This is a genomic window from Niabella aquatica (assembly GCF_054779315.1).
Window position 1 is genome coordinate 104,399 of the sequence record NZ_BAAGYM010000006.1, and the last position, 22,999, is coordinate 127,397.

At 42.5% G+C, this 22,999-nt stretch carries 17 protein-coding genes; 6 read left to right on the forward strand and 11 right to left on the reverse strand.

Features of this window, described 5'->3' with window-relative positions:
• Positions 1–13: 13 nt before the first annotated feature.
• The 4 genes from ACYVBM_RS06290 to ACYVBM_RS06305 all read right to left on the reverse strand — a co-directional run bounded on the left by ACYVBM_RS06290 (position 14) and on the right by ACYVBM_RS06305 (position 7,879).
• On the reverse strand, positions 14–2,260 hold the full coding sequence (locus ACYVBM_RS06290; protein ID WP_460684781.1) for an alpha-L-rhamnosidase-related protein: 2,247 nt from the start codon (positions 2,258–2,260) through the stop codon (positions 14–16).
• 24 nt (positions 2,261–2,284) lie between these two features.
• Positions 2,285–3,862: a sodium:solute symporter family transporter gene (locus ACYVBM_RS06295; protein WP_460684782.1), complete on the reverse strand. Its 1,578-nt coding sequence runs from the start codon at positions 3,860–3,862 to the stop codon at positions 2,285–2,287.
• A 353-nt stretch (positions 3,863–4,215) separates the two neighbouring features.
• On the reverse strand, positions 4,216–5,292 hold the full coding sequence (locus ACYVBM_RS06300; protein WP_460684783.1) for a Gfo/Idh/MocA family protein: 1,077 nt from the start codon (positions 5,290–5,292) through the stop codon (positions 4,216–4,218).
• Between the two features lie 46 nt (positions 5,293–5,338).
• Positions 5,339–7,879, reverse strand: coding sequence for an L-rhamnose mutarotase (locus ACYVBM_RS06305; RefSeq protein WP_460684784.1), 2,541 nt, complete (start codon positions 7,877–7,879; stop codon positions 5,339–5,341).
• Positions 7,880–8,215: 336 nt separating this feature from the next.
• Here ACYVBM_RS06305 and ACYVBM_RS06310 point away from each other — a divergent pair, with 336 nt between their 5' ends.
• Together ACYVBM_RS06310 and ACYVBM_RS06315 are read left to right on the forward strand one after the other, a co-directional pair.
• Positions 8,216–8,902: a porin family protein gene (locus ACYVBM_RS06310; RefSeq protein ID WP_460684785.1), complete on the forward strand. Its 687-nt coding sequence runs from the start codon at positions 8,216–8,218 to the stop codon at positions 8,900–8,902.
• A gap of 123 nt (positions 8,903–9,025) precedes the next feature.
• Complete coding sequence (locus ACYVBM_RS06315; protein ID WP_460684786.1) at positions 9,026–10,033, forward strand: helix-turn-helix transcriptional regulator; 1,008 nt, start codon at positions 9,026–9,028, stop codon at positions 10,031–10,033.
• A 5-nt stretch (positions 10,034–10,038) separates the two neighbouring features.
• Here ACYVBM_RS06315 and ACYVBM_RS06320 read toward each other — a convergent pair whose 3' ends face one another.
• Positions 10,039–10,530, reverse strand: a complete 492-nt coding sequence (locus ACYVBM_RS06320) for a DinB family protein (protein ID WP_460684787.1) — start codon at positions 10,528–10,530, stop codon at positions 10,039–10,041.
• 231 nt (positions 10,531–10,761) lie between these two features.
• Here ACYVBM_RS06320 and ACYVBM_RS06325 point away from each other — a divergent pair, with 231 nt between their 5' ends.
• Complete coding sequence (locus ACYVBM_RS06325; RefSeq protein WP_460684885.1) at positions 10,762–10,887, forward strand: carbohydrate-binding family 9-like protein; 126 nt, start codon at positions 10,762–10,764, stop codon at positions 10,885–10,887.
• Between the two features lie 177 nt (positions 10,888–11,064).
• Here the strand turns inward: ACYVBM_RS06325 and ACYVBM_RS06330 are convergent, their stop codons facing one another.
• From ACYVBM_RS06330 to ACYVBM_RS06355, 6 genes are all read right to left on the reverse strand, one after another.
• A complete protein-coding gene (locus tag ACYVBM_RS06330) occupies positions 11,065–12,285 on the reverse strand; it encodes an acetate/propionate family kinase (RefSeq protein WP_460684788.1) in 1,221 nt (406 codons plus the stop codon).
• Positions 12,286–12,398: 113 nt separating this feature from the next.
• Positions 12,399–14,486, reverse strand: a complete 2,088-nt coding sequence (pta, locus tag ACYVBM_RS06335; RefSeq protein ID WP_460684789.1) for a phosphate acetyltransferase — start codon at positions 14,484–14,486, stop codon at positions 12,399–12,401.
• A 43-nt stretch (positions 14,487–14,529) separates the two neighbouring features.
• Positions 14,530–15,687: an alpha-hydroxy acid oxidase gene (locus ACYVBM_RS06340; protein WP_460684790.1), complete on the reverse strand. Its 1,158-nt coding sequence runs from the start codon at positions 15,685–15,687 to the stop codon at positions 14,530–14,532.
• 289 nt (positions 15,688–15,976) lie between these two features.
• A complete protein-coding gene (locus ACYVBM_RS06345; protein ID WP_460684791.1) occupies positions 15,977–16,870 on the reverse strand; it encodes a sugar phosphate isomerase/epimerase family protein in 894 nt (297 codons plus the stop codon).
• A 98-nt stretch (positions 16,871–16,968) separates the two neighbouring features.
• Complete coding sequence (locus ACYVBM_RS06350) at positions 16,969–18,564, reverse strand: alpha/beta hydrolase family protein (protein WP_460684792.1); 1,596 nt, start codon at positions 18,562–18,564, stop codon at positions 16,969–16,971.
• A gap of 327 nt (positions 18,565–18,891) precedes the next feature.
• The gene (locus ACYVBM_RS06355; protein WP_460684793.1) at positions 18,892–19,119 is read right to left on the reverse strand and encodes a hypothetical protein; all 228 of its coding nucleotides are present in this window, start codon (positions 19,117–19,119) and stop codon (positions 18,892–18,894) included.
• Positions 19,120–19,274: 155 nt separating this feature from the next.
• On the opposite strand from ACYVBM_RS06355, the gene ACYVBM_RS06360 reads away from it, so the two are divergent.
• The 3 genes from ACYVBM_RS06360 (at position 19,275) to ACYVBM_RS06370 (ending at position 22,892) form a co-directional block, all read left to right on the forward strand.
• Entirely contained in the window at positions 19,275–19,790 is a 516-nt protein-coding gene (locus ACYVBM_RS06360) for a hypothetical protein (RefSeq protein WP_460684794.1), read from the forward strand.
• 106 nt (positions 19,791–19,896) lie between these two features.
• Positions 19,897–21,318, forward strand: coding sequence for a serine hydrolase domain-containing protein (locus ACYVBM_RS06365; protein ID WP_460684795.1), 1,422 nt, complete (start codon positions 19,897–19,899; stop codon positions 21,316–21,318).
• Positions 21,319–21,398: 80 nt separating this feature from the next.
• Positions 21,399–22,892 (forward strand): NAD(P)H-hydrate dehydratase, encoded by a 1,494-nt coding sequence (locus ACYVBM_RS06370; RefSeq protein WP_460684796.1) that lies wholly within the window; start codon positions 21,399–21,401, stop codon positions 22,890–22,892.
• The last annotated feature ends 107 nt before the right edge of the window (positions 22,893–22,999 follow it).

Consider the following 22,999-nt stretch of genomic DNA (forward strand, 5'->3'; position numbering starts at 1 on the left):
TTCCCTTATTGCACTACAATGACTGGTACATAATATTATATTGCTTATTTTTTTCAATATCCAGCTCATACACGCTATTACCCTTATTCACAAAGTTTCCTTCCCGGCATTTGGGCTTCCTTTTACTTTTCAATACTAATTTACCCAACCCTACAGGTGAGGAAATCTTAAGATTATTTGTGCTGCAATACATTTCGATATTACCAGCCGGTGTGGGCACTTTGCCTTCCATCCATTTTAACCCGCCCAAGGCCGGCTCGATCGTATAAGTGCTGTAGCCAGCACCTGTTGGCTTAACACCCAGGTAATATTTGCCCAGCAAATACAGCGGGCTGGCGCCCCAGGCATGGCAAAGGCTTTTACCATATTTCCTGCCATACATAGCGTAATGGTCAGCGCCTGATTTTTTGGGGTTATACTCTTCCCAGAAAGAAGTAGCGCCCAGCTTTAACATGCCACCCCAATAGGATTTCATTTCTTGGGTCACATAGTTTTGCTCGCCCAATGCGCATAATGCTTCCATTTCGTAGAAGCGCATATAAGGCGTTGTAATCGGTGGTACCTTATCGTTTAATAAAACCGAGTGTAAAATATTTTTCTTCTGGTCGGCGTTGAAGTAATCAAAGAAAATAGCGAACATATTCGTATAACGCGTTACATGATCCGTTGGTTTGCCATTTACATAGCTATGCACAATGGCCTGCTTTTGTTCGTTCCAATAAAGACCAAATAGCTTTTGTTTTACACCCTCAGCCAGCTTTGCATAGTTAGCAGCATCTTCTTTTTCGTTCACCAGGCTAGCCACCAAAGCCATTGTTTCCAGGCTGCGTGCAAATAACAGTTGTTCAAAGCTTACTGCTCCCTGCTTGCTCAAGCCTTCTGCCCAATCAATGAATACCCAATCCCCCGCCAGGCCCTCCAGCAAACCATACTTATTGGTACGGCCCAACACATAGCTCATCAGTGATTTCATCCTGTCGTAATTATCCTTCACAAAAGCTTCATCGCCACTATATAAATAATAATCATATACACCTAAAAACCAGTACAAAGTATAATCCATAATGGTATTGATATGGCTGGTTACCGGGTCTTTCCCCCGAAGTGCCAGCGTGGTGCGTTTCACTGTTTCGTTATCGTTGGTTAAATAATAATTCATCAGGTAGCTCTGGTAGGCATCCCCGCTCCATATCCAGCGATCCCGTTTAATACCATCTATAAAAAACTCTTTGGTGCTTAAATGAAAAGTGTATTTAGCTACTTCGTAAATTTTATTCATCTCGTCATCACTGCATTTAAACGAACCCTTATCCTGCAGATCGGCATACTCATACAACATCGATACTTTGTCGAAACTGACAGAAGGATCGGCAATAATATTTACAAACCTGAAAGCTTTGGAAAGATTCAGTGTATAATCGCCGCCCGGCTGATCGATATTGAGCTTATCGTAGGTTTCGGTATGCGCGGTATCAACCGCTTCTTCCGTGCTTTCGCCATAGTACAATGCCAGTTTGCCCTTTCCTTTTAAATGATGTAACTTTATATAACCGAAGGTTTCTTTTCCAAAATCCACCAATGTATTATTAGTATTTTTGACAGCACTTACAGCTTCAAGCGGCTTTACAGGCAGCTTAAATGCTGATGGTAATTGTGCTGCTTCATTAAAGTTCCACGCACCAGCATTCATCCATTTGGTAGTGGATATATCAGAGGTTTTGCCGGTCTCATCGATCCATTCTTTATCTTCAAAAGTTACCAGCCAGGTGTTATCGCTTACTACCTTATTTCCTTTTACAAAGATGGCGGGCACTTCGCGCTGGTTGAACACTTTAATGTTGATCTTATGTTTTCCAGCGGGAACAACGATCTTTTCCGGGTAACCTTCCAACGCCTTTCCGTCCAGCTTTACATTGTACTGTCCCTGTACGCGGATCTCTACTTCTTCCGGAACCGCAAGGTCAAATACCTTGTGAAAATCTATCAGCGGATAATGATTATCTATTTTCCAGAATACAGGAAAGAACACGCCCCGCTCGGTACGGCGGTTTTGCATCTGGTTGGATAGCCATATTTCATAATCACCGGGATACCAGATCCAGGTTTGAGCATGGCCTCCTAACCCCCAAAGAAAGAATAACATAACCAGGCCATAGCGAAGTATCTGCTGACCAGCTATATTTTTTCGCATAAGCGTGCAACGCCTGCCTACCGGACAGGGAGGTGAGACTGACGGCATATATTCTAAAGTTGACTTCATAAAAACATTTTTCAAATGCATTATTTAATGAAATATTATATACAAAGTGATCATTACAAGAACCAATGCGCCCCAAACGGCCTTCACCCTGCGGGTGGGCCTGGGCAGATCATGTTTACGGATCATGGCACCTCTTACACCGTTTTTATCTAATAGTGAAATAATGACCGCCAGTACCATGAGCAAAGCAAAAATCAGGAACGACAACATTAAATAATGCGGCCAGAAATAATATTCTTTTGAGGGGAATACCCACAAATACAAAACGCCGGTGCCCAGGCTGATAAAAGAGCCCCACGACAAAGTGAAGTTCACAGCAAGCCTGGTTGTTTTCTTCCAGAAAACAGCCAGCAAAAATACCACAGCCAATGAAGGTGCAATAAAGCCCAATACGGCTTGAAACACATCAAATAAATTCAAACCCTTAATACTGTCGATAGCCAATGCCATGAGTATAGCAAAGAAGCACCCGGCCAGTACGGTAATACGGCCGATTTTGATGATCTGCCGGTTACTGGCTGCCGGATTGATATTTTTTACGTATATATCGGTTGTAAATACTGTGCTTAAAGCATTCAGTGAAGAACCAATAGTACCTACCAGCACCGCAATCAGCACAACGATTACCAACCCATTTAGTCCTGCAGGAAAAAGATTCGTTACCAGTGTCATATAAGCCAGATCGGGGCTTGAAAGGTCGGGAAACAGCTGAAAACAAACAATCCCGGGAAGAATGAACAACGGCAGCGATAAGATTTTCAGCCACCCGATAAAGCTTACGCCCAGCTGTCCCTGCTCAAGGTTCCTCGCGCCCAATACCGATTGTACCATGGCCTGATCGGTACAAAAGAAAGCAATGGCCGAAACAGGATAACCCAGCAAAATTGCAGGCCAGGGATAGGAAGTATCTGAGGCAGGCTTCACGAGGCGCCAGTAGCCTTCGGGAGCATTACCGATCAATGCCTGTATGCCACCTACTTTCTGTATGCCCAGGATGCATAATAGAAATGAAACTGCGATCAGCAGGATCATCTGAAACACATTCACTCTTGCAATGGCTTTCAGTCCGCCGACAAAAACAAACAAGCCTGCAAACAGTACCAGCACAATAACCGATTGCCACATAGGAATACCTAAAATCTGCCGCACCAAAAATCCCCCGGCAAATAGGCCCAATGACAACCAGGATATCAGCATTTTAACCAGTGCATACCAGGCCAGTATATTGCGGGTACTGTCGCCAAACCGCTGCCCCATAAACTCGGGCATGGTGGTAGCATTACTAACAAGGTAGCGTGGCGCAAACACCAGTGCCAGCAGTAACAGGAACACAAAGGCATACCATTCAAAATTACCGGCTACAATGCCGGTGGCATAGCCAATGCTGGCAAAAGCCAGCAACATAGAAGGCCCGACATTGGTACCCCACATGTTAAAGCCAATGTTATACCAGTTGAGCGACCTGCCTGCCAGGAACAATGTTTCATCAGACTTCTTTTTGCTGCCAAAACTCGCCCTATAGCCAATATATAGCAGTATCACCAGATACACTGCGACTATTATATAATCAATAGTTTGAAGTTTTGATAAAATATTGTTCACGTATTGTTTTATTTAATCAGCCAATTCCCACGCAAGAGACTGATCCAAAAGAATAATTTTTCACAAAGAGCCAAAGACATAAGTTATAAACTTATGGTATACGAGCCGTCTTCCATCGCCTTATTAAGTATTTCAAATTGTCGCACGGAGCAAATCCCCTTGTTATACGTCATTCCGATACCTGCGAAGCTGGATAGGGATCTCCTCAATTCAGGAGACTTTTAGGCTTTTCCCGCCTTTGGCGGGTTCCGCTCAAAGTGACGATTCTTTTTTGCCATTACCTCATTGATTTGGCACCGAAAATCCTTTAGTCGGCATGACGACCATGACTACCTGTAATGCACCCATCGTCTTTATAAATCCAGCTCCAGGTTGTATCTTTCCAGTACCTCCTTTACCTTCACCGGCTTTCCTGTTTTCAGGCTCTCATCCATTGCCTGTAACAACGCTATTGTTCCGATACCTTCCGACATGTCAGGATAAGCGGTGAAGTCCTGTTCTATGGAATCGGCAAAGTATTCTAAATAATTCTGGTACTCGCCTGCATGGTGGCTTTGGCCTTCAAAACGGAAATAATGCTTTAACGCACCCTCTCCCCATGTTATTATTTTTTCTTCCCCTGTTTTGTCGGTAATTGCATAACGTAATTCATGATAGTCAGCCTGGCTGGCGCCTTTCGTTCCGCGCAATACCGTGCTCATCCCGCTTTCCCTGTAAGCCGGCTGAATGGGTGATGTATATACCCCGCTTACACGGGCAATACGGCCATCCATTGCTTTAAAAATAAAATGCATGGTATCTTCATGCTTCAATCCGGCTTTCTTGCCGTTAGCGCTGATCATACCATATCCCATTACTTCTTGTATATCCGGCAAATACCACCTGATAAAATCTACAGGATGGCTTAAACCGCCATACAGCCATTTAAAAGCATCTTCCAATGCCCATTTCTTTTCCAGGAACCAACGGTGATCGGCATGATAATGGCTTTCCACTGTAATCAAATCTCCTATTTCACCGGCTTCAAAATCTTTGCGCTGGCGTTTTGCCGGTTCAAAAAAACGGGAGCTTTGCCCTATAAAAACCTTCTTCCCTGTTTGCTGCTGCAAGTCCATCAAGGCTTTTGCATCTTCGAGGTCGTCAATGAACGGCTTGGTGCAAACCACATGCTTTCCATGTTTCAATGCCTGGCTCACATGAGCTGCATGTAAATGATCCGGCGTATAAATAGCAATAATATCTATATCGGTATCATTCAGTACGTCTTCATACCTCGTGGTATAATGGTCAAAATCAAACTCCTTACAACGTTGCCGGCACATTTCTTCACTCACATCACAAAGCATTTTTAACCGCAATTTTTTACTTTGCAAAACAGCGCTGATAGTGCTTCGCCCTTCACCCAAACCGAGGATACCAATATTTAACATTCGCCTGTTATTTAGCAATTAAATCATTTGCCGATAGCCCTATAGACTATGGTTTATGGACTTTTTCTAAAAACACCCAAACCGTTCCCTTTTTTGTTCCCGAGATACCTTCCTGGTATTGGGCCATTAATCTATTCCACTCTTTTACACGCGGGTTATTTTCCACTGTTTTGGGATTCAGCTCATCCAGGGTTTTCCCTCTGGGTATACTTATAATAAGCATGAGCTGCCTTCCGTTGCGAAACATCATTAACCGCTGAAAACCGGCATTACAAAAGCCCTTAGCCACTTCGGGCCATTCTTCAAACTGTGCTGCATGATACTTTAAATACTCCTTTTGCTTCTGTGCATCAGCTACCAGGTTGGCCGTTAAAATAATGTGCTTCCATTGCCCGGCTGTTGAAGTATCGCCGCAACGGCCCCGGTCGAACCGGTAATACATATCATAATAAGGTCTTACGGTAAGTCCGGGAAATGCTTTTCTCAGCCGGCCTTCAAATACAGAGAGGTCCTGGATCTTATCAAAAATAACATAGCGGTCTTTCCACCTGTAAATACTGTTAGGGCTGATATGGTTCTGCCGTAAAAAATCCTTCAGCTTCGTTATGTTCAGCTTTCCTTTAGTCGCTACTATTTCTACCAGCTCTTCATGATCTGTATTAATGGGCTGCTTTACCTGCCGGTACGTTGTTTCTTTCAGCAGGTGATGATAAGCCGGCTGCAGCCCTGCATTTTGTTTTATCTTTATATCTACCTGCGGGCCATTATTGATCCATTCATTCCCCGGGCCGTTATTATTCTGTAAGTATTTTTGAGAAGCCGTCCAGTTATTCTTTATGGTGATGTAAGAAGATCCCTCATCGGTGTATAGATAAAACCAATGGGATGGAAGGTGGGCATAAGGAGCTTTGTAAATGCTGTCAATATAGTTTTCACTAATAACCGACCCGGGTTGCGCGCTTAAAGTATAAATTCCTGCACAATCATAATTCTGTTTTCCAAAATGATGGATCTTATTAGAGATGATCTTGTTATTCCTCATCACATTCGGTTTAGGGCTCCAGCCCCAGCCCATGCTAATACCTGAATAATTTACGTTCTCAATTTCGTTATGCGATACCACCGCATTGCGGGTATATCCCAGCCCTATCCCCACAGTACCCCAATCTTCATTGGTAGCATCGGTAACCAAATTGTTGGTAATGGTGATTGCATCGGTTATTACCCTTTCATCTTTGGGGTTGTAAGGCAGATGGATCTCCATCCCATCATCGGCAAATACACCCGTCAGGATTGCTGTGCCGCCAATATCCTTAAAAAGGTTACCCCTGATAGCGCTGTTTTGTATGCCACGGTTATAATCCAGACCTGTGGAGGCTATGTGCTGAAAAGAGCAGTCTTCAAAAAGCAGATGGCTGCCAAAGGACGCTTTCACAGCAGCTTCGGGCCTTACGATCCATGCCTGGTTCTCCAGCGATACTTTATCTTTTGTTCCCGCCGGCCTTAGCTTATAGGCATCTGTCATAGGCATACCAGCCTGATGCGGCACATGCCCCTGCAATGAAGGCCGGTTCCAGCGTGTATGCTGAAAAGCAATATTTTTGAAAACTATATGCTTTACCGGTTCATCAGTAGTGCCCTCTATATTTATTAAGTTTTCGAGCAGGGGCACTATCACTTTATCCGTTTCAAGGTCTTCTCCTTGGCGCGGCCAGTAGTATAACTTTTTCCCTGCCCTGTCAGCGAACCATTCGCCGGGCTCATCTAAAAATTCAATGGCGTTGGATAAATAAAAAGCGGAGTTACCGGTTTCTTTTGATATCCACGGCGCCGGCCATGGGTGCTCACTTTGTATGCGGCTCTCCGGCTGGCGAAAGCTGAGCTGAGCGCTGTCGCCATTCATCTTTATCTGCTTTAAACGTAAAATGGCAATTTCCCACCATTGATGAATAAACATTTCCACACCACTGCTATTTGCAACTGAAACGGGAGGCACGGGAATCTGGCAGGTCTCTTCTTTTTTATCCCAGCTGATAATGCGTTTCATTTCATCACCATTTGGCCATTTGGCTCTGGTAGCTTTTATGTGATTTACCCATAGATGGCGTACAGGAGGCAAGCCATAAAGATCCTCCGGCAAATCGGCTACCCATACACGCCCGTGCGCTTTTACTGGCAATCCGGCAACTGCTACATGTAGCCTTTTCCAGCCGCTGATCGGGACACCACCACTTAGAATAACTTTTGCATTTTCAGCAGCACTGATAATAGTAGGGCTTTGGGGGGTGCCCGAATCTTCGGTCCTTACAAATACAGGTTCCTGTAAATAATAAGTGCCCGGCTGTATAATAATATGAACAGGTTGCATAAGGATCGGCCCGTTCAATCTCCTTATTTCCCTTACCTGGCGCAAGGCCGCATAAAGCGTAGCTTTAGGTTGATCTATTGTTCCAGGATTCATATCATTACCTGATATGGCAATATATACGTTTGCATCAGGAGCAACGTTACCGGGCCTGCCCGCACCGGTCTGGGCAGAAACAGATAAATAGACGAATAAGAAGATGACCTGCAACAATCGTTTCACGAGCAATAATTTATATTTAACGGATGGTAAATTTACCAAAGACGTATCTTATGCTCATGGTCGTTTTTATTGTTGTAATGGAAAATTTTACTATTAACATCAGCTGGCCGGGATATCATACGGATCCAGAAATCATTTTGCCGTATTTGCTCCGAAAACCCCTTGCATTACTCTATGCTAATCCTGTTCAGACAATAATAAATAATACCAATTAGACTTTAAAAAAGTGTTGCCGTCGCCTGACGAAAGAGCTTCATTCAAATCAATCATGTTTGGGTAAGTCCGTAAAAGTTTTTTTATTTTTAGATGTTTTTTTCTATAAAAAAACGATTGTTTATGAAATCCATACAGTTTATGCTTTACTGCGTGCTTATCGGCTGTTTAAATATAATTGCCATAAGATCCTCTGCACAGGTACAGATAGGTGTAAGAGCGGGTGTTAATTTTTCCAACCTTACAGGCAAATATCAAAATGGTGAGAAGATTGAAAATAATAAATTAATACCGGGGTTTCATGCAGGTGTTACTTTTGATATACCTGTGGCAGGCGGGTTCTCTGTACAGCCGGGGTTATTATTCAGCACAAAAGGTGCTCAATATAAAGATGAGGATGATTATTATAAAACGGTTCCTTATTATGCAGAAATACCTGTTAATTTCCTTTATAAGCCTGGATCAGGAAACGGGCGGCTATTGTTAGGTATGGGTCCATATATTGCTTACGGTTTGGAAGGAAAATGGAAAAAGAGATATGATGGCAAAAGTGAAATCGGTAAGTTGAAATTTAAAGATGATATTTCTGATGATGATTGGGAGCGTTTAAAGGACGATGAAGATTACTATGGTAAGCCACTGGACTGTGGTGGCAACCTGTTAGCGGGCTATGAATTCTGGAATAACCTCTCAATTCAGCTAAACGCCCAGTTTGGTATAGCTAATATAACATCAAAAGACAATGGGCAGCAAACCAATGGCAATATCAAAAATGTTGGTTTTGGTATTTCTTTAGGTTATAAATTTTAAAGTACTCAGTAAAACCCTGTAATATCGTGCGGTTGCTTTATGAGCATTATACTAACAGAGACCGGTAATTTACTAAAGATCAGAAACCTGCCATAATTTATAATTGTTGTATAAATTGCAGCTATGTCATTCAGAGAAGAAATAGATGAAAGTCCTAAAAAGTTTGACCGGGTGGTTGCTATTCTTACGCAATTACAATCCAAACGCATTGTAAAAGCGCAGGAGCTGGCCGACCGGTTTGGCGTAAGCCTGCGCACCATTTACCGGGATATCAGGACCCTGGAAGCATCGGGCGTTCCGATTTCTTCAGAAGCAGGTGTAGGCTATTCCATAGTAGAAGGTTATAAATTACCTCCGGTAATGTTTACCCGCGATGAGGCTGTGAGTTTTGTAGCAGCAGAAAAACTGATGCAGCATTTTACGGATGAATCTGTAGGTACTGCCTTTCTGTCGGCAATGTATAAAGTAAAATCGGTACTGCGCTGGGCTGAAAAAGACTGGATAAATGAACTGGATACCAAAATAATGGTACAGCCTAAGGAAAACCTGTTTAATAAAGAAGTTCCCAATGCGCTGGAAGTGTTAATGTATGGCATAGCGAACAAAAAGCAGGTACAGTTTTCTTATCAGTCCATTGAATCGGATGCACCGAATGAACGAGTGATCGAACCGATAGGGCTGTATCATGAACATGACTACTGGTACCTGATGGCTTATTGCCACCTTCGCAAAGACTACCGGAAATTCAGGGCTGACAGGATCTTTAAAATCGTAAAGCTGAACAAATCTTTTGAACTTCAACACCGCGAGCTATCTTTTTATTTACAGAGACCCGGCAGTGAAAAACAGGAGCTCGTTATTAAAATTGAAATAGACAAGCCCTTTGCGAAATATATAAAACAAAGCCGTCATTTTTACGGCTTTGTATCTGAAAGAAATATTGGCGATAAAATTGAGATGCTCTTTAAATATGCCGACAATCCCGAATATTTTATCCGATGGTTCATTATGCTTGCAGATAAAGCAGATATCATTGAACCGCAAAGCCTGAAACTACGGTTAAAAGAATGTGCAAATGATATTGCCCAGCGTATTAATCAAAGCAATGCAGTTAACAGTGAGGAAAATTAACCAGCTCAATACCTGTCCCAAAAGAAAGGCGGCTCAATGCCTAAAGCCCGCAAATAAACGTATGCCTGCCCACGATGGTGGATTTCATTATCAATAAAATACTGTATGTTTTCTATTGCCGGAAATTTGTATTCGCCAAAAAGATTAACTTCTTCATGAAACTTTTCTGGTGTCATCTGCTTCCAGTATATATTAATTTGCCCGGTAGCATTGTCCCAGGCTTCCAGTAAATCTGCTTTTTCCTTTACTTCCGGCATTGCATCTTCAAACGGCGTTATCACGCCGGTTACAATCTGCTTCATACCCCCGGCGGCAATAACAATCATCTCCTTGCAGAGCTCAGAAAAAGGACGCATACCTCCAATAGAAAAAGTAAAAAGGTCCTTTTCCGGATAAACCTCAATTACTTTTCTGGTAAGCTTTCTATGGCCCTGCCATGCAGCTAATAATTCTTCAGGAGTGATAACAGGACGTTCAATAGTAGTTGTTGTGTTCATAACATTCATTTTAGATGATTGAATACAACAAAGCTCTGTTGAGGCAGTGACAGGTGTATGTCAGTAATGAAAAAATACTTTGGCTGATAACGATTTTGTGAAAAACGTCAATTGTTGTAAGAGTCTGCTACCGGGTGATACCTTATCGTGGAAACATATACTTAACTTAATAGCATTTTAGAAGAATCGCTTTTTATATTAATTTATCCAGGCAATAATTTAACTCAAAAAATTTGTTCCGGATTTAGCGGAGACGGGTATGACAAACCGCATTATCTTTCCTGGACTAAGATTGATTCTGAATATCCTGATTTTCACCGACCGGAATATTTCAGGATATTCAACCTGATTTTTTAAACTTTAATCATCAAACTAATATCAGATTACTTATTGTTTTTTTCATCATCAATGTAAAATCACAAAACAACAGTTCTCCAAAAGCTATACAGCAGGAACCAGTTTAGTCCGCCCGTATATTCGTTGTAGCACATCAATCTGATAGGTTCACCTACCCTTTCCTACCACTTCTCTGACCTATGATAAGCCCATCTTCTTCACTACCTCATAGGTCTGATGTGCAATTTCGAGTTCTTCGTTTGTGGGAATAATAAGCACTTTCACCCTGCTATTGGCAGTCTGTATCTCTACAGGAGCGGAAGGGTGATTTTTGGAAAGATTGGCCGCCTCATCTATTACGATTCCTAACCCTGATAAATTGGCGCAGGAAAGACTGCGTGTTAAAGTATCGTTCTCTCCAATGCCTGCTGTAAATATCAAAGCATCGGTTCCATTTAAGACGGCTGCGTACGCACCAATATATTTTTTGATACGGTGCGTATACATCTCATAACAAAGTATGGCAGCTTTATCTCCTTCATGATAGGCTTTTGACACATCCCGTGCATCATTGCTGCCCGCCAGTCCCAGCATACCACTTTCTTTGTTCAGCAGGCTTTTAATTTCTGTAAGCGACATATTTAACTCCTCAGCCATATAAAAAATGACCGAAGGATCAATATCTCCTGACCGGGTACCCATAATCAGTCCTGCCAGGGGCCCAAGCCCCATGCTGGTTTCCACGCATTGTCCGTTTTCATTAACAGCACTCATACTGGCGCCGTTACCCAAATGGATGGTTATTGCCTTCAGATCGTTCTTTTCAAGATATTTTACCGCCTGCTCGTACACATACTTATGGCTGGTACCATGAAAACCATAGGCCCGTATGGCATGCTTCTTATAATACTTTTCGGGGATAGCATACCTGAAAGCTTTCTCCGGCATGGTTTGGTGAAAAGCAGTATCAAAAACAACTACCTGCACCGCATTCGAAAAAGTTTTTTCGGCTGCTTCAATACCAATAAGATGGGCGAAGTTGTGCAAAGGCGCCAGGGGAATTACATCTCTTATTTTTTGTTTTACATCTTCTGTAACAATCTGTGTTTCCGAAAGATGCTCACCACCATGTACTATCCGGTGGCCGATTGCCTTTATATCCTCCCGCTGTTTGATCACCCCGGTTTCTTCTCCGGTCAACAGTTCAGAGATCATATCAAAAGCTATATTATGATCCGGCAGATCCTTATCGATCTTCTTTTTGAACTCCTGCACTCCCTTTGTCCATGTATGACTGATATTACCACTTCCCATACCAATGCGTTCCGCAAGTCCCCGGGCCAGTACCTTTCCACTTTCCACATTTATCAGCTGGTATTTTAAAGATGAACTACCCGCATTTATAACCAATATTTCCATTGCTATTTTTGTTATTTTTTGTTTGCCAACTATTATACATATATATTATCAAAATTGCATCGCATTCCCCATAGTTGGGAGATAAACGAGCACGCACGCTCTTACCGATTTCCCTAACTATTTGCCGACTGGATAGCGGTTATTACAACCGTATTGTAAATATCATCAACAGTAGCGCCACGGCTCAAGTCATTAATAGGCTTATTCAGGCCCTGTAACATCGGTCCGACGGCCAGGGCGCCGGTTTCTCTCTGAACAGCTTTGTACGTATTGTTACCGGTGTTCAGATCGGGGAATATAAGCACATTAGCCTGACCAGCTACAGGTGAATTGGGCAGCTTGCTTTTACCTACCACGGGATCAACTGCCGCGTCGTACTGTATAGGTCCTTCCACTAAAAGATCCGGTCTTTTTTCTTTTACCATCAAAGTAGCGGCTCTTACTTTTTCTACATCCTCGCCACTGCCCGATGAACCTGAAGAGTAAGACAACATGGCTACTTTAGGAACTTCAATACCAAAAGCCCTGGCCGAATCGGCAGATGAAATTGCTATTTCAGCCAACTGCTCAGCTGTGGGATTAGGCACAATTGCACAGTCGCCATAAACCAGTACCCTGTCATGCAGCAACATAAAGAATATAGAAGAAACCGTGTTAACACCCGGCCGCGTTTTTACAAACTGTAAGGCCGGTTTTATAGTATGGGCTGTTGTGTTGGCAGCACCCGATACCATACCATCTGCTTCACCTTTGTGCACCATCATCGTTCCATAATAAGAAACATCCAGCATCAGGTCTGCCGCAGTGGTCAGTTCCAGGCCTTTCGATTTACGCAGTTCATAAAGGGTATGATAGTAATCTTCATATTTCTCGCTCATTTCCGGATCTATGATCTTGATGCGAGAATCGTCCCAATACAAACCCAACTGGGTAACTTTTGCTTTGATCGCTTCATTATTTCCAAGTATGGTAAGGTACACGATCTTGTCTTTAGCCAGGTGCGATGCAGCCGTTAAAATGCGATCATCTCCTCCTTCTGGCAGTACAATATGACGCTGCAGCTTTTTGGCGTTTACCAGCATATTATACTGGAACATACGCGGTGTAATGCTTTCTGTTTTTACAGAGTTGATCTTTTCGTTCAGCGATGTAGCATTCACTGCCGCTTCAAAAAGATCGATGCTTAATTTTATCTTATACTGGCTTCGGGGAGAAATACGTGATTTAATATTGGCTACTTTGCTGGCTGTTTCAAAAGTGCCGGTTGGAACGGCTAAAACAGGCAGTGGTTTCTGGGTGCCATCCATCAGATTAACAATAGAGCGCTCAGGCAAAAATCCGCCCGAAAGCACAATGCCGGCCACATTAGGATATTGCGGCGACATATTGGCAAGCACAGTACCTACGATCAGATCTCCCCTGTCTCCCGGGATCACACAAACACAATCTTCCTGCATGCGCGGCAGGTAATTACCTAACTGCATACCCCCTATGATAGAAGTTTTAGCAATAGTTTCAAGCTTATCACCGCCAAAGAGGATATGCGCTTTCAGTTGCTCTGCAATTTCCTTCATGCTGGGCTTGGTAAGCTCATAATTATTAGGAATAACAGACACTTCTATTTTATCGGAGAGATATCTTTCCAGCTTTTGTTTTACATCCTGCACCTGTTTGGTACAGCGGCTAACGAACAGGCTGATAATATTGATATCCTTAGCAATAAAGGAATGTACTTCGGCAATGGCATTGCTTACCAGCTCGGCAGTGGTTTCAAAACTATCTTTTGTTACCAGTAGTACAGGAATACCAAGCGTTTGCGCCAGGGAAGCGTTAAAATCTATCTCAAAAATGGATCCCTCCTCATTAAAATCACTTCCTTCAACCAAAACAAAATCAAACTTCGATTCCAGATCCTTATAACGGTTAATGATCTGCTCATACACCTCATTGATCTTTCCCTGGTTTTCCAGCTCACTTAATTCGGCCCTTGTAAAGACGTAAGCATCTTCATAGGCCATATTTATTTTGAAATGGGTAAGAATTGTATCAATATGATTATCCTTAACGTCTTTCGTTTCAATTAATGGCTTGAAATAGGCGATTTTGGTAGTGGTACGGTGCAGCATCTGCATCAACCCCAGGCTTATCAATAATTTTCCACTTTGCGCGGATGGCGAAATAATGTACACAGATCGGTTCATTGCTCAGTATTTAGTAATAGTATATTATATCTCGTAGTTGTCTTTATTGTATCAGCGTTGCGGGAAAATCTTTTATGGTCTCACAACATACCTGCTCCATCACTTGTTTTAGCTGCGCTTTGAACATGGCTATGGTATGATCGCCTCCTTCTCTACCCAGCGCTGCAACACCGTACATGAATGGCCTTCCCATGAAAGTAAAATCGGCGCCGCAAGCCAATGACCTGCCAATATCCGGGCCAGACCGAAGCCCGCTGTCAATCATCACTTTATATTTACTGCCAAATTTTTCGGCCAAACCTTTCAGTGGCTTTATAGTAGACTCCCCTGCCTCTATCTGTCTACCCCCGTGATTAGAAACAATAATTCCGTCTGCCCCTATGTTAGCACATATTTCGGCATCCTGCTCGCTTACCACCCCTTTCACTACCAGTTTTCCCTTCCATTTATCCCTTATCGCCTGCACTTTATCCGCGTCTACACGGCCGGTAAATGTAGCGTTCATGAACTTGCCCAGTTGCTTCATATCCATCCCTTTTTTCATATAAGGTTTTAAGGTAGCAAAGGACGGAATGCCCGCACGCAAAGTTTCTATACCCCATACAGGGTGCATAGCCGCCTGTACGAAATTGCTGACCGTATTTTTGGGGGGCATAGAAAGACCTGCTTTTATTTCCCGGTAGCGCAGGCCAAAAGAAGGTACATCAATCAATACAACCAGTACCGGACAATTCACTTCATCCAGGCGACGCAATATATCATCGCGCAGTGAGTTTTCTGTAGGATGGTATAGCTGAAACCAAAACCTGCCTTCTGTAAGCGCTGCGATACGTTCTATGCTGCTGGTTGATACCGTACTTAATACATAGGGGATATTATGTTTTGAAGAAGCTTTAGCCAGGATTTCAGGCGCATTGGGCCACATTAAACCTTGCAGCCCTATAGGAGCTATACCAAAAGGAGCGTCATAAATATGGCCAAACAATTCGGTACGCATATCTACCCCTTTGTGTTTTTTTAAATACTGAGGCATCAAAAAAACATGCTTGAAATCTTCTTCATTACGCCATACATTCAGCTCATCATTACATCCTCCCTCCAGATAATCAAAGGCAAATTTGGGAATTCTTTTTTTGGCTTTTCGCTTTAAGTCCGCTACAGACGGATACTTCGTATTGTATTGCAGTAAATCTGTACTCATAAAATAATTATTCAGGCAAAAATAACTTTATATAACCCTGCAAGTGTAATAAACAATTCATTTTTTTGTATCCTGTTCTGTCCAGCTGCCCGTTTTTTTGCCATCCTTATTTTTTTCAGAAGAGCTTGCCGAAGGGTGTTTTTTCCAAAAAGTACCATTAATTAATACACCCTCCGTATGAAGCCCATCATATGTTTTTTATGGATCCGGTGACTGTATGCTTACTGACTTTCCTGGAACATCCCCGTGTAAAAGGCGTTGTATATACCTGAATCTATCAGATAGCCTGCTATCTTGGTACGTTCTGCTGTTCCGGCTGAAAAATCTTTTTTAAATAAGCCACGTTGGCCCCATAATTATATTTTACGTTTCTTGGCTGTGTTGCATCCCTGCTGCGCTCTACTACAAGCCATCCGCGCCACTTCATCTTGTCTAATGTTCTTTTTACTTTGTGCAGATCAATCTGCGGATCGTTCTGCAACCATACACTATCCTTATTGGTAGCATGGATCATTGCAATACGTTTTCTGCCCAGCACCCTTAATTCTTTGTACAGATTCCTGCCCTCTTTCAGTGGTGCAGAAAAATTAAAATAAATTTTTACCGCCGGGGAGTTGATCTCTTTTAACAGCTGTACCTCTTCCTTTGCCGTTAGCGCCGTTTCTACAGCTATGGTTACGCCTGCTTTTTCGGCCATGCTACCGGCAACTTTCAGGCGTGCCACAACGGAATCCCTCACCGATGGATTTTTTTTAAGATCGCACTGAACGCCCAGTGGAAGAAAAGCTGTTTTTACATGCATCAGCTGCATGGTGCTGATGCAATCTTCAATGGACTGCACATAGGCCTTCCTGCCACAAAAGGACTGTGCATAATATCCTGTCATAGCCAGACAGAAGATCTCTATATTATTCTCTGCTGCAGTTTTTAAGAACTGTGCTCTCACCGAATCTGTTAAGAGCTTATTATCAAAAGTGGGGCGATTGCCCAGGCCTCCCATATCTATTTCGATCCCATCTGCATCCAGCTCTTTTGCCACTGTAATGGCGCCCAGTTTCTGCCGCTTTAACAACATCAGGTCTATAAGGCCAATCTTATACCTGTCTTTCTGAGCCAATGCAGGTAACGTAAATAATGCAACTGCAATGAAAACCAGGACTATTCTTCTCATTTCTCTCTTCATATCCGATCTATACATTTTTCTTGCTTCGCGCTGCGAAACTAAGCAGGGTGAACTAAATATTTTATGATTTAAAACAGGAGCCTATATGACGAAGTGCATTATTTAATGGCTCGGGCAAATACTTCTTCCAGGTTTTCAAAACCTTTCACTGCGTGAGCCGGTAAAAGCCTGCCGTCTTCACCAAATACATACATATCGCTCATTTTTTCGATGGTAATGCCAGATTCATCTATGTTGCCGGCTTTGTCAGTAATAGCAGCTATATTTAAACCAAGATACCGGGCCATGAAGCGGTATACGGCTGTTCTTTTATTAATACCGAAATCATGTTTCTCTTCAGGAAGATGCACATTCTCCACATTGTCTTTTTTTCCATACCAGCTATATATTTTTTGCAGGTAAGGAAAATCGTGCTCCGGCATTTTATCTGTCCAGTCGCCCCCATCCGATACCAATAATTGCGGATGAGGCGCTGCCATTGCAGCCAGTTCTACATTGTTGGTTCCACCAACACAAAAATGGATAGGCATTCCGCTTTCGCAGGGGCAGCCTCCATACATATAAGAAGATACAGAAACTACCGGTGCAGAGACTTTAATACGATCATCAAGCGCTGCCATTAAAACAGTATGGCTGCCTCCGCCGGAACCACCTGTTATACCAACTCGGCCGGGATCAGCTTCTTTAAGACTGAGCAGGTAATCCAGTATCCGGATAGCGCCCAGGGTTTGTATGGTTTGTGAAAGGCTTTTCCGGTGATCTTCGTATTTAAACTGCAAACTTGATTCGCCCCAGCCAAACAGATCGTAGCTGATGGTGATGGCACCCATTTTGGCAAATGCAGCACTGCGCAACTGGCAGTCGGCGCGAAAGCGGTGATCGGCCCAGTGCCCGTCAGGATTCAAGATAACCGGGATCCTGCCTTTAAACTTTGCAGGGCGGTAAACAGAACCATTTACCCAAACACCTCTTAAAATCTCAATAGCAATATTTTCTACCGTATAGCCATTATATGTTCGCCTGGGGGTGATAATGGGTGGAGCTATGGGATAGGCAGGTAGCCGTGCCAAATGCAAAGCTTCCATTAAACAGGGTCTGAGCAGCTTTTTTCTTTCCTCCCATTCGTTAAGATTTTTATACTGCGCAGCGATGCGGTCCATTTCGGCCCAACCTTCCGCGACAGGCCAGCGGTAATATTCAAACTCACTTACTTTATATTTTTTATCCCCTTCCGGCTTCACTTTCAAATCAAATGGGGCTAAAACATTCCGGAGCGTTTCGTCCACATCAGTTCTGTATCTCCACCTGGCATACCTCAATATTTTACCAGCTACCAGCTTTTCATCGGCCCGGACCTTTACGCCATAATGTTTTTCTATGTCTTTTAATACATCTTTTAAAGGTTGCGCATAGGCACTGTCGCTGTTAGATTGTGCAAAGAGCGAAAGAGAAAAAGAGGCAAGTAATATTACCGGCATCATAATAGTGTAAAACAGATGCTTAAAAGCTTTGACCAGGCTTACCTTCTTCACCGGGTTCATACTGTAAGGTAGTATAAAGCGGGCGGGCATGCGATCTTCCTGCCCAAAAACTTTATACATCCAGTATCGCTTTTGTTCATACTGGTACCTACCTGTATGTAATTTGTATTTCCTGCTTATACTCATTAACCAGTAATATTTAGTTGACTTCATTTGTATATTAATTTAAAGCAGGCTTTTCCCTCTTCAGTTACTGAATAAAAAGATTGTTTTATAACCGGTTTGGTAAAAACAAGCTTGTAACGCGGCCTACTTACCACAGCAAGATGGCTATATGCTCCCGGCATCAGCCCGTTGTGTAAAGTTATAAGAGCCCAGGTCAAGCAGCCATTCCCGTTCCTTTAAGCTATAAAGTTTACAATTTTTATTGGCAAAAAGATGTAGGATACAATTATTGTGATGGATAATCTTGTTGTAACCATGACGAAAATTGTTGCAACCAAGAGCGCCTATCCTGGATTTGAATATGCTCCAGATAATTTAGTAAGATATATAGAGGCTTCCGGTCTTTTCAGCATTTGTTGAAAAGCGGCGAAATTGTGCATTATAAACCCACAGACCCGGATAATTTTCGTATGTGGCTGATTGATTGAGGGTTTTTGTCTCAGGTATTATATCTTTACCCGCAATTGAAGCAACAACAGTTTGCTGATGAACATCGGGGCTACAGCCTCGCTCAACATAAACAGGGAATAATACCGTAGCCATAAAGTGTATTTTAATGATACTTAGATACCGTAAGTTACACCTCTGGTAAATTTTGGTCCATTTTGAGGCCAATAGGGTAACTAAACTTTCATGGCTGTTGGTGCTTCCCTGAAATCATGTATATTTTATTAAATCAACCTTTGTTTATCCACTTTATGGATCTCCTTTCCGTATTTCAAAAACCTTACACAAAGCAGCAGGCTCATGAAATTGTGAATTGGGTGGGTGCTCATCAAAAGCGTTTTGATAGTTTGCTAAAGATCTTTCTTAGTGAAGAAAATGCGGCAATTATACAGAGAGCCTCGTGGCCGTTAAGCTATTGTGCAGCCAAACATCCACATTTAATAAATAAGCACTATACAAAGTTGCTCGCTCAAATGTGCGCACCGGGTAAGCCCACTGCAGTCAGAAGAAACATTCTAAGGACCTTCGATCAGCTAAAAGAATTACCGGAGCTATACCATGGTGCTATAATGGATGCCTGCTTCAGGTATATAGAAGACCCAAATGAAGCCATCGCTTCACAGGCATTTGCCCTGGGCATATTAGCTAAACTGGCTAAAATATACCCCGAGATAAAATCTGAGCTGGATATTATTATTGAAAGCAGGTTACCAAATGCAGCGCCAGCCTTTAAATCAAGGGCGAAAAAAATACTGAGATCAAAATAGCTCACCGGATCAGTTCATATACTGTTAAAATCCTGAAATATTTGTCAACATAGTCCTATTTAGAAGGCTATACGTTTACATTTGCAACCTTAAAAAGTATTGAATCTTGAGTAAATTTATTCCTCTTATTGGTCTGGTTTTGCTTTTTATGGGTTGTAAATCCGGTTCATCTGAACCTGCCGCTCTTAAAACCGATTCGTCTGTTATCAGTTTACCTGCTCCGCAAAAAATAAGCAATACTGAATTATCAGCTTATCATAATAAACTGACCGAACTTTTTGACAGCAAACTGATCCATCCGAATTTTAACGGGGCTGTATTGGTCGCAAAAGGAGGTAATATTCTTTATGAAAAATACGCAGGCTTTACAGACCCCAAATCAAAGGCAATTCCTATTACTGATAGCTCATCCTTCCACCTGGCATCTACCAGTAAGCCGTTTACAGGGGTCGCTATACTAAGACTGGTACAACAAGGTAAAATAGGATTAAACGATGATATAACCCTTTTTTTCCCGGCATTTCCTTATGAAGGTGTTACTGTAAAAGATCTGCTTTCCCATCGCAGCGGGTTACCTAATTACCTGTATTTTATGGATGATAAAGAAAAGTGGCCTGCCGGGAAAATGGTGAGCAACAAAGATGTGCTTCATTTTCTCATACAATATAAGCCTGATTTAAGTTACAGAACAGGTAGCCGCTTTAGCTATTGTAATACCAATTATGTATTACTGGCTCTGATCATAGAAAAAGTAACCGGTAAATCATATCCAGAATATATGAAGCAAACCATATTCGGCCCTCTGGGAATGAAACATACTTTTGTGTACAATTCTACAGATGCCGGAAGAGTAATTATGTCTTACAAGCCTTCCGGAGCGTTATGGGAGCAGGATATATTTGACGATACTTACGGGGACAAAAATATTTATAGTACTCCGCGAGATCTGTTAAAGTGGGATGCCGCTTTATACAGCGAACAATTTATCCGCCAGTCACTGCTTGACTCCGCCTACCACCCGCTTAGTAATGAACGTCCGTCCATCCACAATTATGGTCTGGGATGGCGTATATTAAACCTGCCTAATGGTAAGCATGTTATTTATCATAACGGCAAATGGCATGGCTTTACTCCTGCTTTTGCAAGGCTCATTGATGAGAAAGCAGTGATTATCATTTTAGGTAATAAATATAACGCAGCTATCTACAAGACCGCTAAAATGGCTTATAATGTTTTTGGAGATTATATGCAGAACGATATGGCCGTTGAAGAAGATGCCGTGGCAACGGCTCCAGCCCTGCCTGTTGCACCGAAACCGATAGTAATGCCCAAGAAAAAGGAAGTGGTTCGCCCCCTACAAAAACAACCCGCTTCTAAGAAGGAAATAGTACGTAAATCCACAACTCAACCTGTTGTTCCCAAAACCAGGGCAAAACAGGAGGTTAAAAAAAATACAAAGCAGCCTGTAAAAAAACAAACGACCCCTGCTCTAAAAAAGCAGCCCGCAAAAAGAAAAAAGGCTGCGTAAAAAAGTCATCCGTTAATCATGATTTCTGTCATATCTTTTTAGGCAACTTATATTATCTTTATCCCTTAGTTTAATAAGATATGAAACTACTCAGCGCTGCACAAATGAAAGAATGGGATAAATATACCATTCATAAGGAACCCATATCGTCTATTGACCTGATGGAAAAAGCTTCTAAAGCCTGCTTTAACTGGCTTGAAAGCAATACAGACGCAAAAACTTTTTTTGTTTTTTGCGGTTATGGAAACAATGGAGGGGATGGACTGGCCATTGCACGGCTGTTAAGCAGACTGGACGTTCAGGTAAGGGCACTTATATTAGATGACGGCGGCACTTACAGCAACGACTTTAACATCAACTTAGAACGGTTGAAAAGTATTTTTACCGTACCGATTACATGGCTGAAGCCCGATACAGAGCTACCTCATATACCAGAGCATGCTTTAATTATTGATGCGATATTCGGTACAGGGCTGAACCGGCCGCTGGATGGGCTTAGTGAAAAGCTGGTCAATTATATTAACAGTCTTCCTAACAGGGTTATTTCTATAGATATGCCAAGCGGCCTGTTATGCGATAGCTCTTCCAAAAATTATACTGCTATAAAAGCAGATGATACACTTACTTTTCAGTGCCTGAAGAAGGCTTTCCTCATCCCGGAAAATGAAGAAAATTTCGGGAAAGTACATATTTTAAACATTGGCCTTCATCCCGGTTATCTGGATACAGTTGAAAGTAAGTTTGAGTTGATTGATAAAACACTTGTACAATCATTTTATAAGCCAAGGAGAGCATTTGCACATAAAGGAAGCTTTGGACATGCACTTATTGTAGCCGGCAGCTTTGGTAAGATGGGCGCTGCCATTCTATGCACCAGAGCTTGTCTTCGCAGTGGGGTTGGGCTGGTTACTGCGCATGTTCCGCAAAAAGGAATTGACACGATCCAGACAAGCACCCCCGAAGCGATGTGCAAAATTGACAATTCGGGTGATATTGTTTCAGAAATTGATTATGACCTCGGTATGTATTCGGCCATAGGCATTGGACCCGGTATCGGGAAAGAACAGGATACGGCAAACCTACTGTTCGGACTGCTTCAGAACTATAAAAAACCGATGGTATTGGATGCTGATGCCTTAAATATATTATCAGTAAACAGAGATTGGTTTTCCCTTCTTCCTGAAAACACGATTCTTACCCCACACCCGGTAGAATTTACCAGGCTGTTCGATGAGACTATGGACGACTTTGAAAAGACCGAAATAGCGCTTCAAAAAGCCAGGGAGCTCAATGCGGTTATATTGCTGAAAGGCCATTATACGCTGATTGCTACTCCTTCAGGCAAAGGTTATTTTAACACTACAGGCAATGCCGGTATGGCAAAAGGCGGAAGCGGCGATATTCTTACAGGTATTCTCACAGGACTCCTGGCACAGGGCTATACCTCAGAGCAGGCAACCATCATGGGTGTTTATATACATGGCCTGGCAGGCGACAGGGCAGCTGAAAAATATGGAATGGACGCGATGATATCAGGAGACCTGGTGGAAGAAATGAAGCATGCGTTTTTATAGATGCCGGATTTGATATCTGAACTCATTGGCCGATACCGGCTCCAGTTTGTTTATGACCTGTCTTTCCTATAGTGTTGCGCCACAGACATTTTGGGTATGAGGGTATA

Coding starts and splice junctions, on each gene's coding strand:
- ACYVBM_RS06290 (WP_460684781.1), bottom strand. CDS start 2,260: ATGAAGTCAACTTTAGAATATATGCCGTCAGTCTCACCTCCCTGTCCG.
- ACYVBM_RS06300 (WP_460684783.1), bottom strand. CDS start 5,292: ATGTTAAATATTGGTATCCTCGGTTTGGGTGAAGGGCGAAGCACTATC.
- ACYVBM_RS06310 (WP_460684785.1), top strand. CDS start 8,216: ATGAAATCCATACAGTTTATGCTTTACTGCGTGCTTATCGGCTGTTTA.
- ACYVBM_RS06315 (WP_460684786.1), top strand. CDS start 9,026: ATGTCATTCAGAGAAGAAATAGATGAAAGTCCTAAAAAGTTTGACCGG.
- ACYVBM_RS06320 (WP_460684787.1), bottom strand. CDS start 10,530: ATGAACACAACAACTACTATTGAACGTCCTGTTATCACTCCTGAAGAA.
- ACYVBM_RS06330 (WP_460684788.1), bottom strand. CDS start 12,285: ATGGAAATATTGGTTATAAATGCGGGTAGTTCATCTTTAAAATACCAG.
- pta (WP_460684789.1), bottom strand. CDS start 14,486: ATGAACCGATCTGTGTACATTATTTCGCCATCCGCGCAAAGTGGAAAA.
- ACYVBM_RS06340 (WP_460684790.1), bottom strand. CDS start 15,687: ATGAGTACAGATTTACTGCAATACAATACGAAGTATCCGTCTGTAGCG.
- ACYVBM_RS06345 (WP_460684791.1), bottom strand. CDS start 16,870: ATGAAGAGAGAAATGAGAAGAATAGTCCTGGTTTTCATTGCAGTTGCA.
- ACYVBM_RS06350 (WP_460684792.1), bottom strand. CDS start 18,564: ATGAAGTCAACTAAATATTACTGGTTAATGAGTATAAGCAGGAAATAC.
- ACYVBM_RS06355 (WP_460684793.1), bottom strand. CDS start 19,119: ATGGCTACGGTATTATTCCCTGTTTATGTTGAGCGAGGCTGTAGCCCC.
- ACYVBM_RS06360 (WP_460684794.1), top strand. CDS start 19,275: ATGGATCTCCTTTCCGTATTTCAAAAACCTTACACAAAGCAGCAGGCT.
- ACYVBM_RS06370 (WP_460684796.1), top strand. CDS start 21,399: ATGAAACTACTCAGCGCTGCACAAATGAAAGAATGGGATAAATATACC.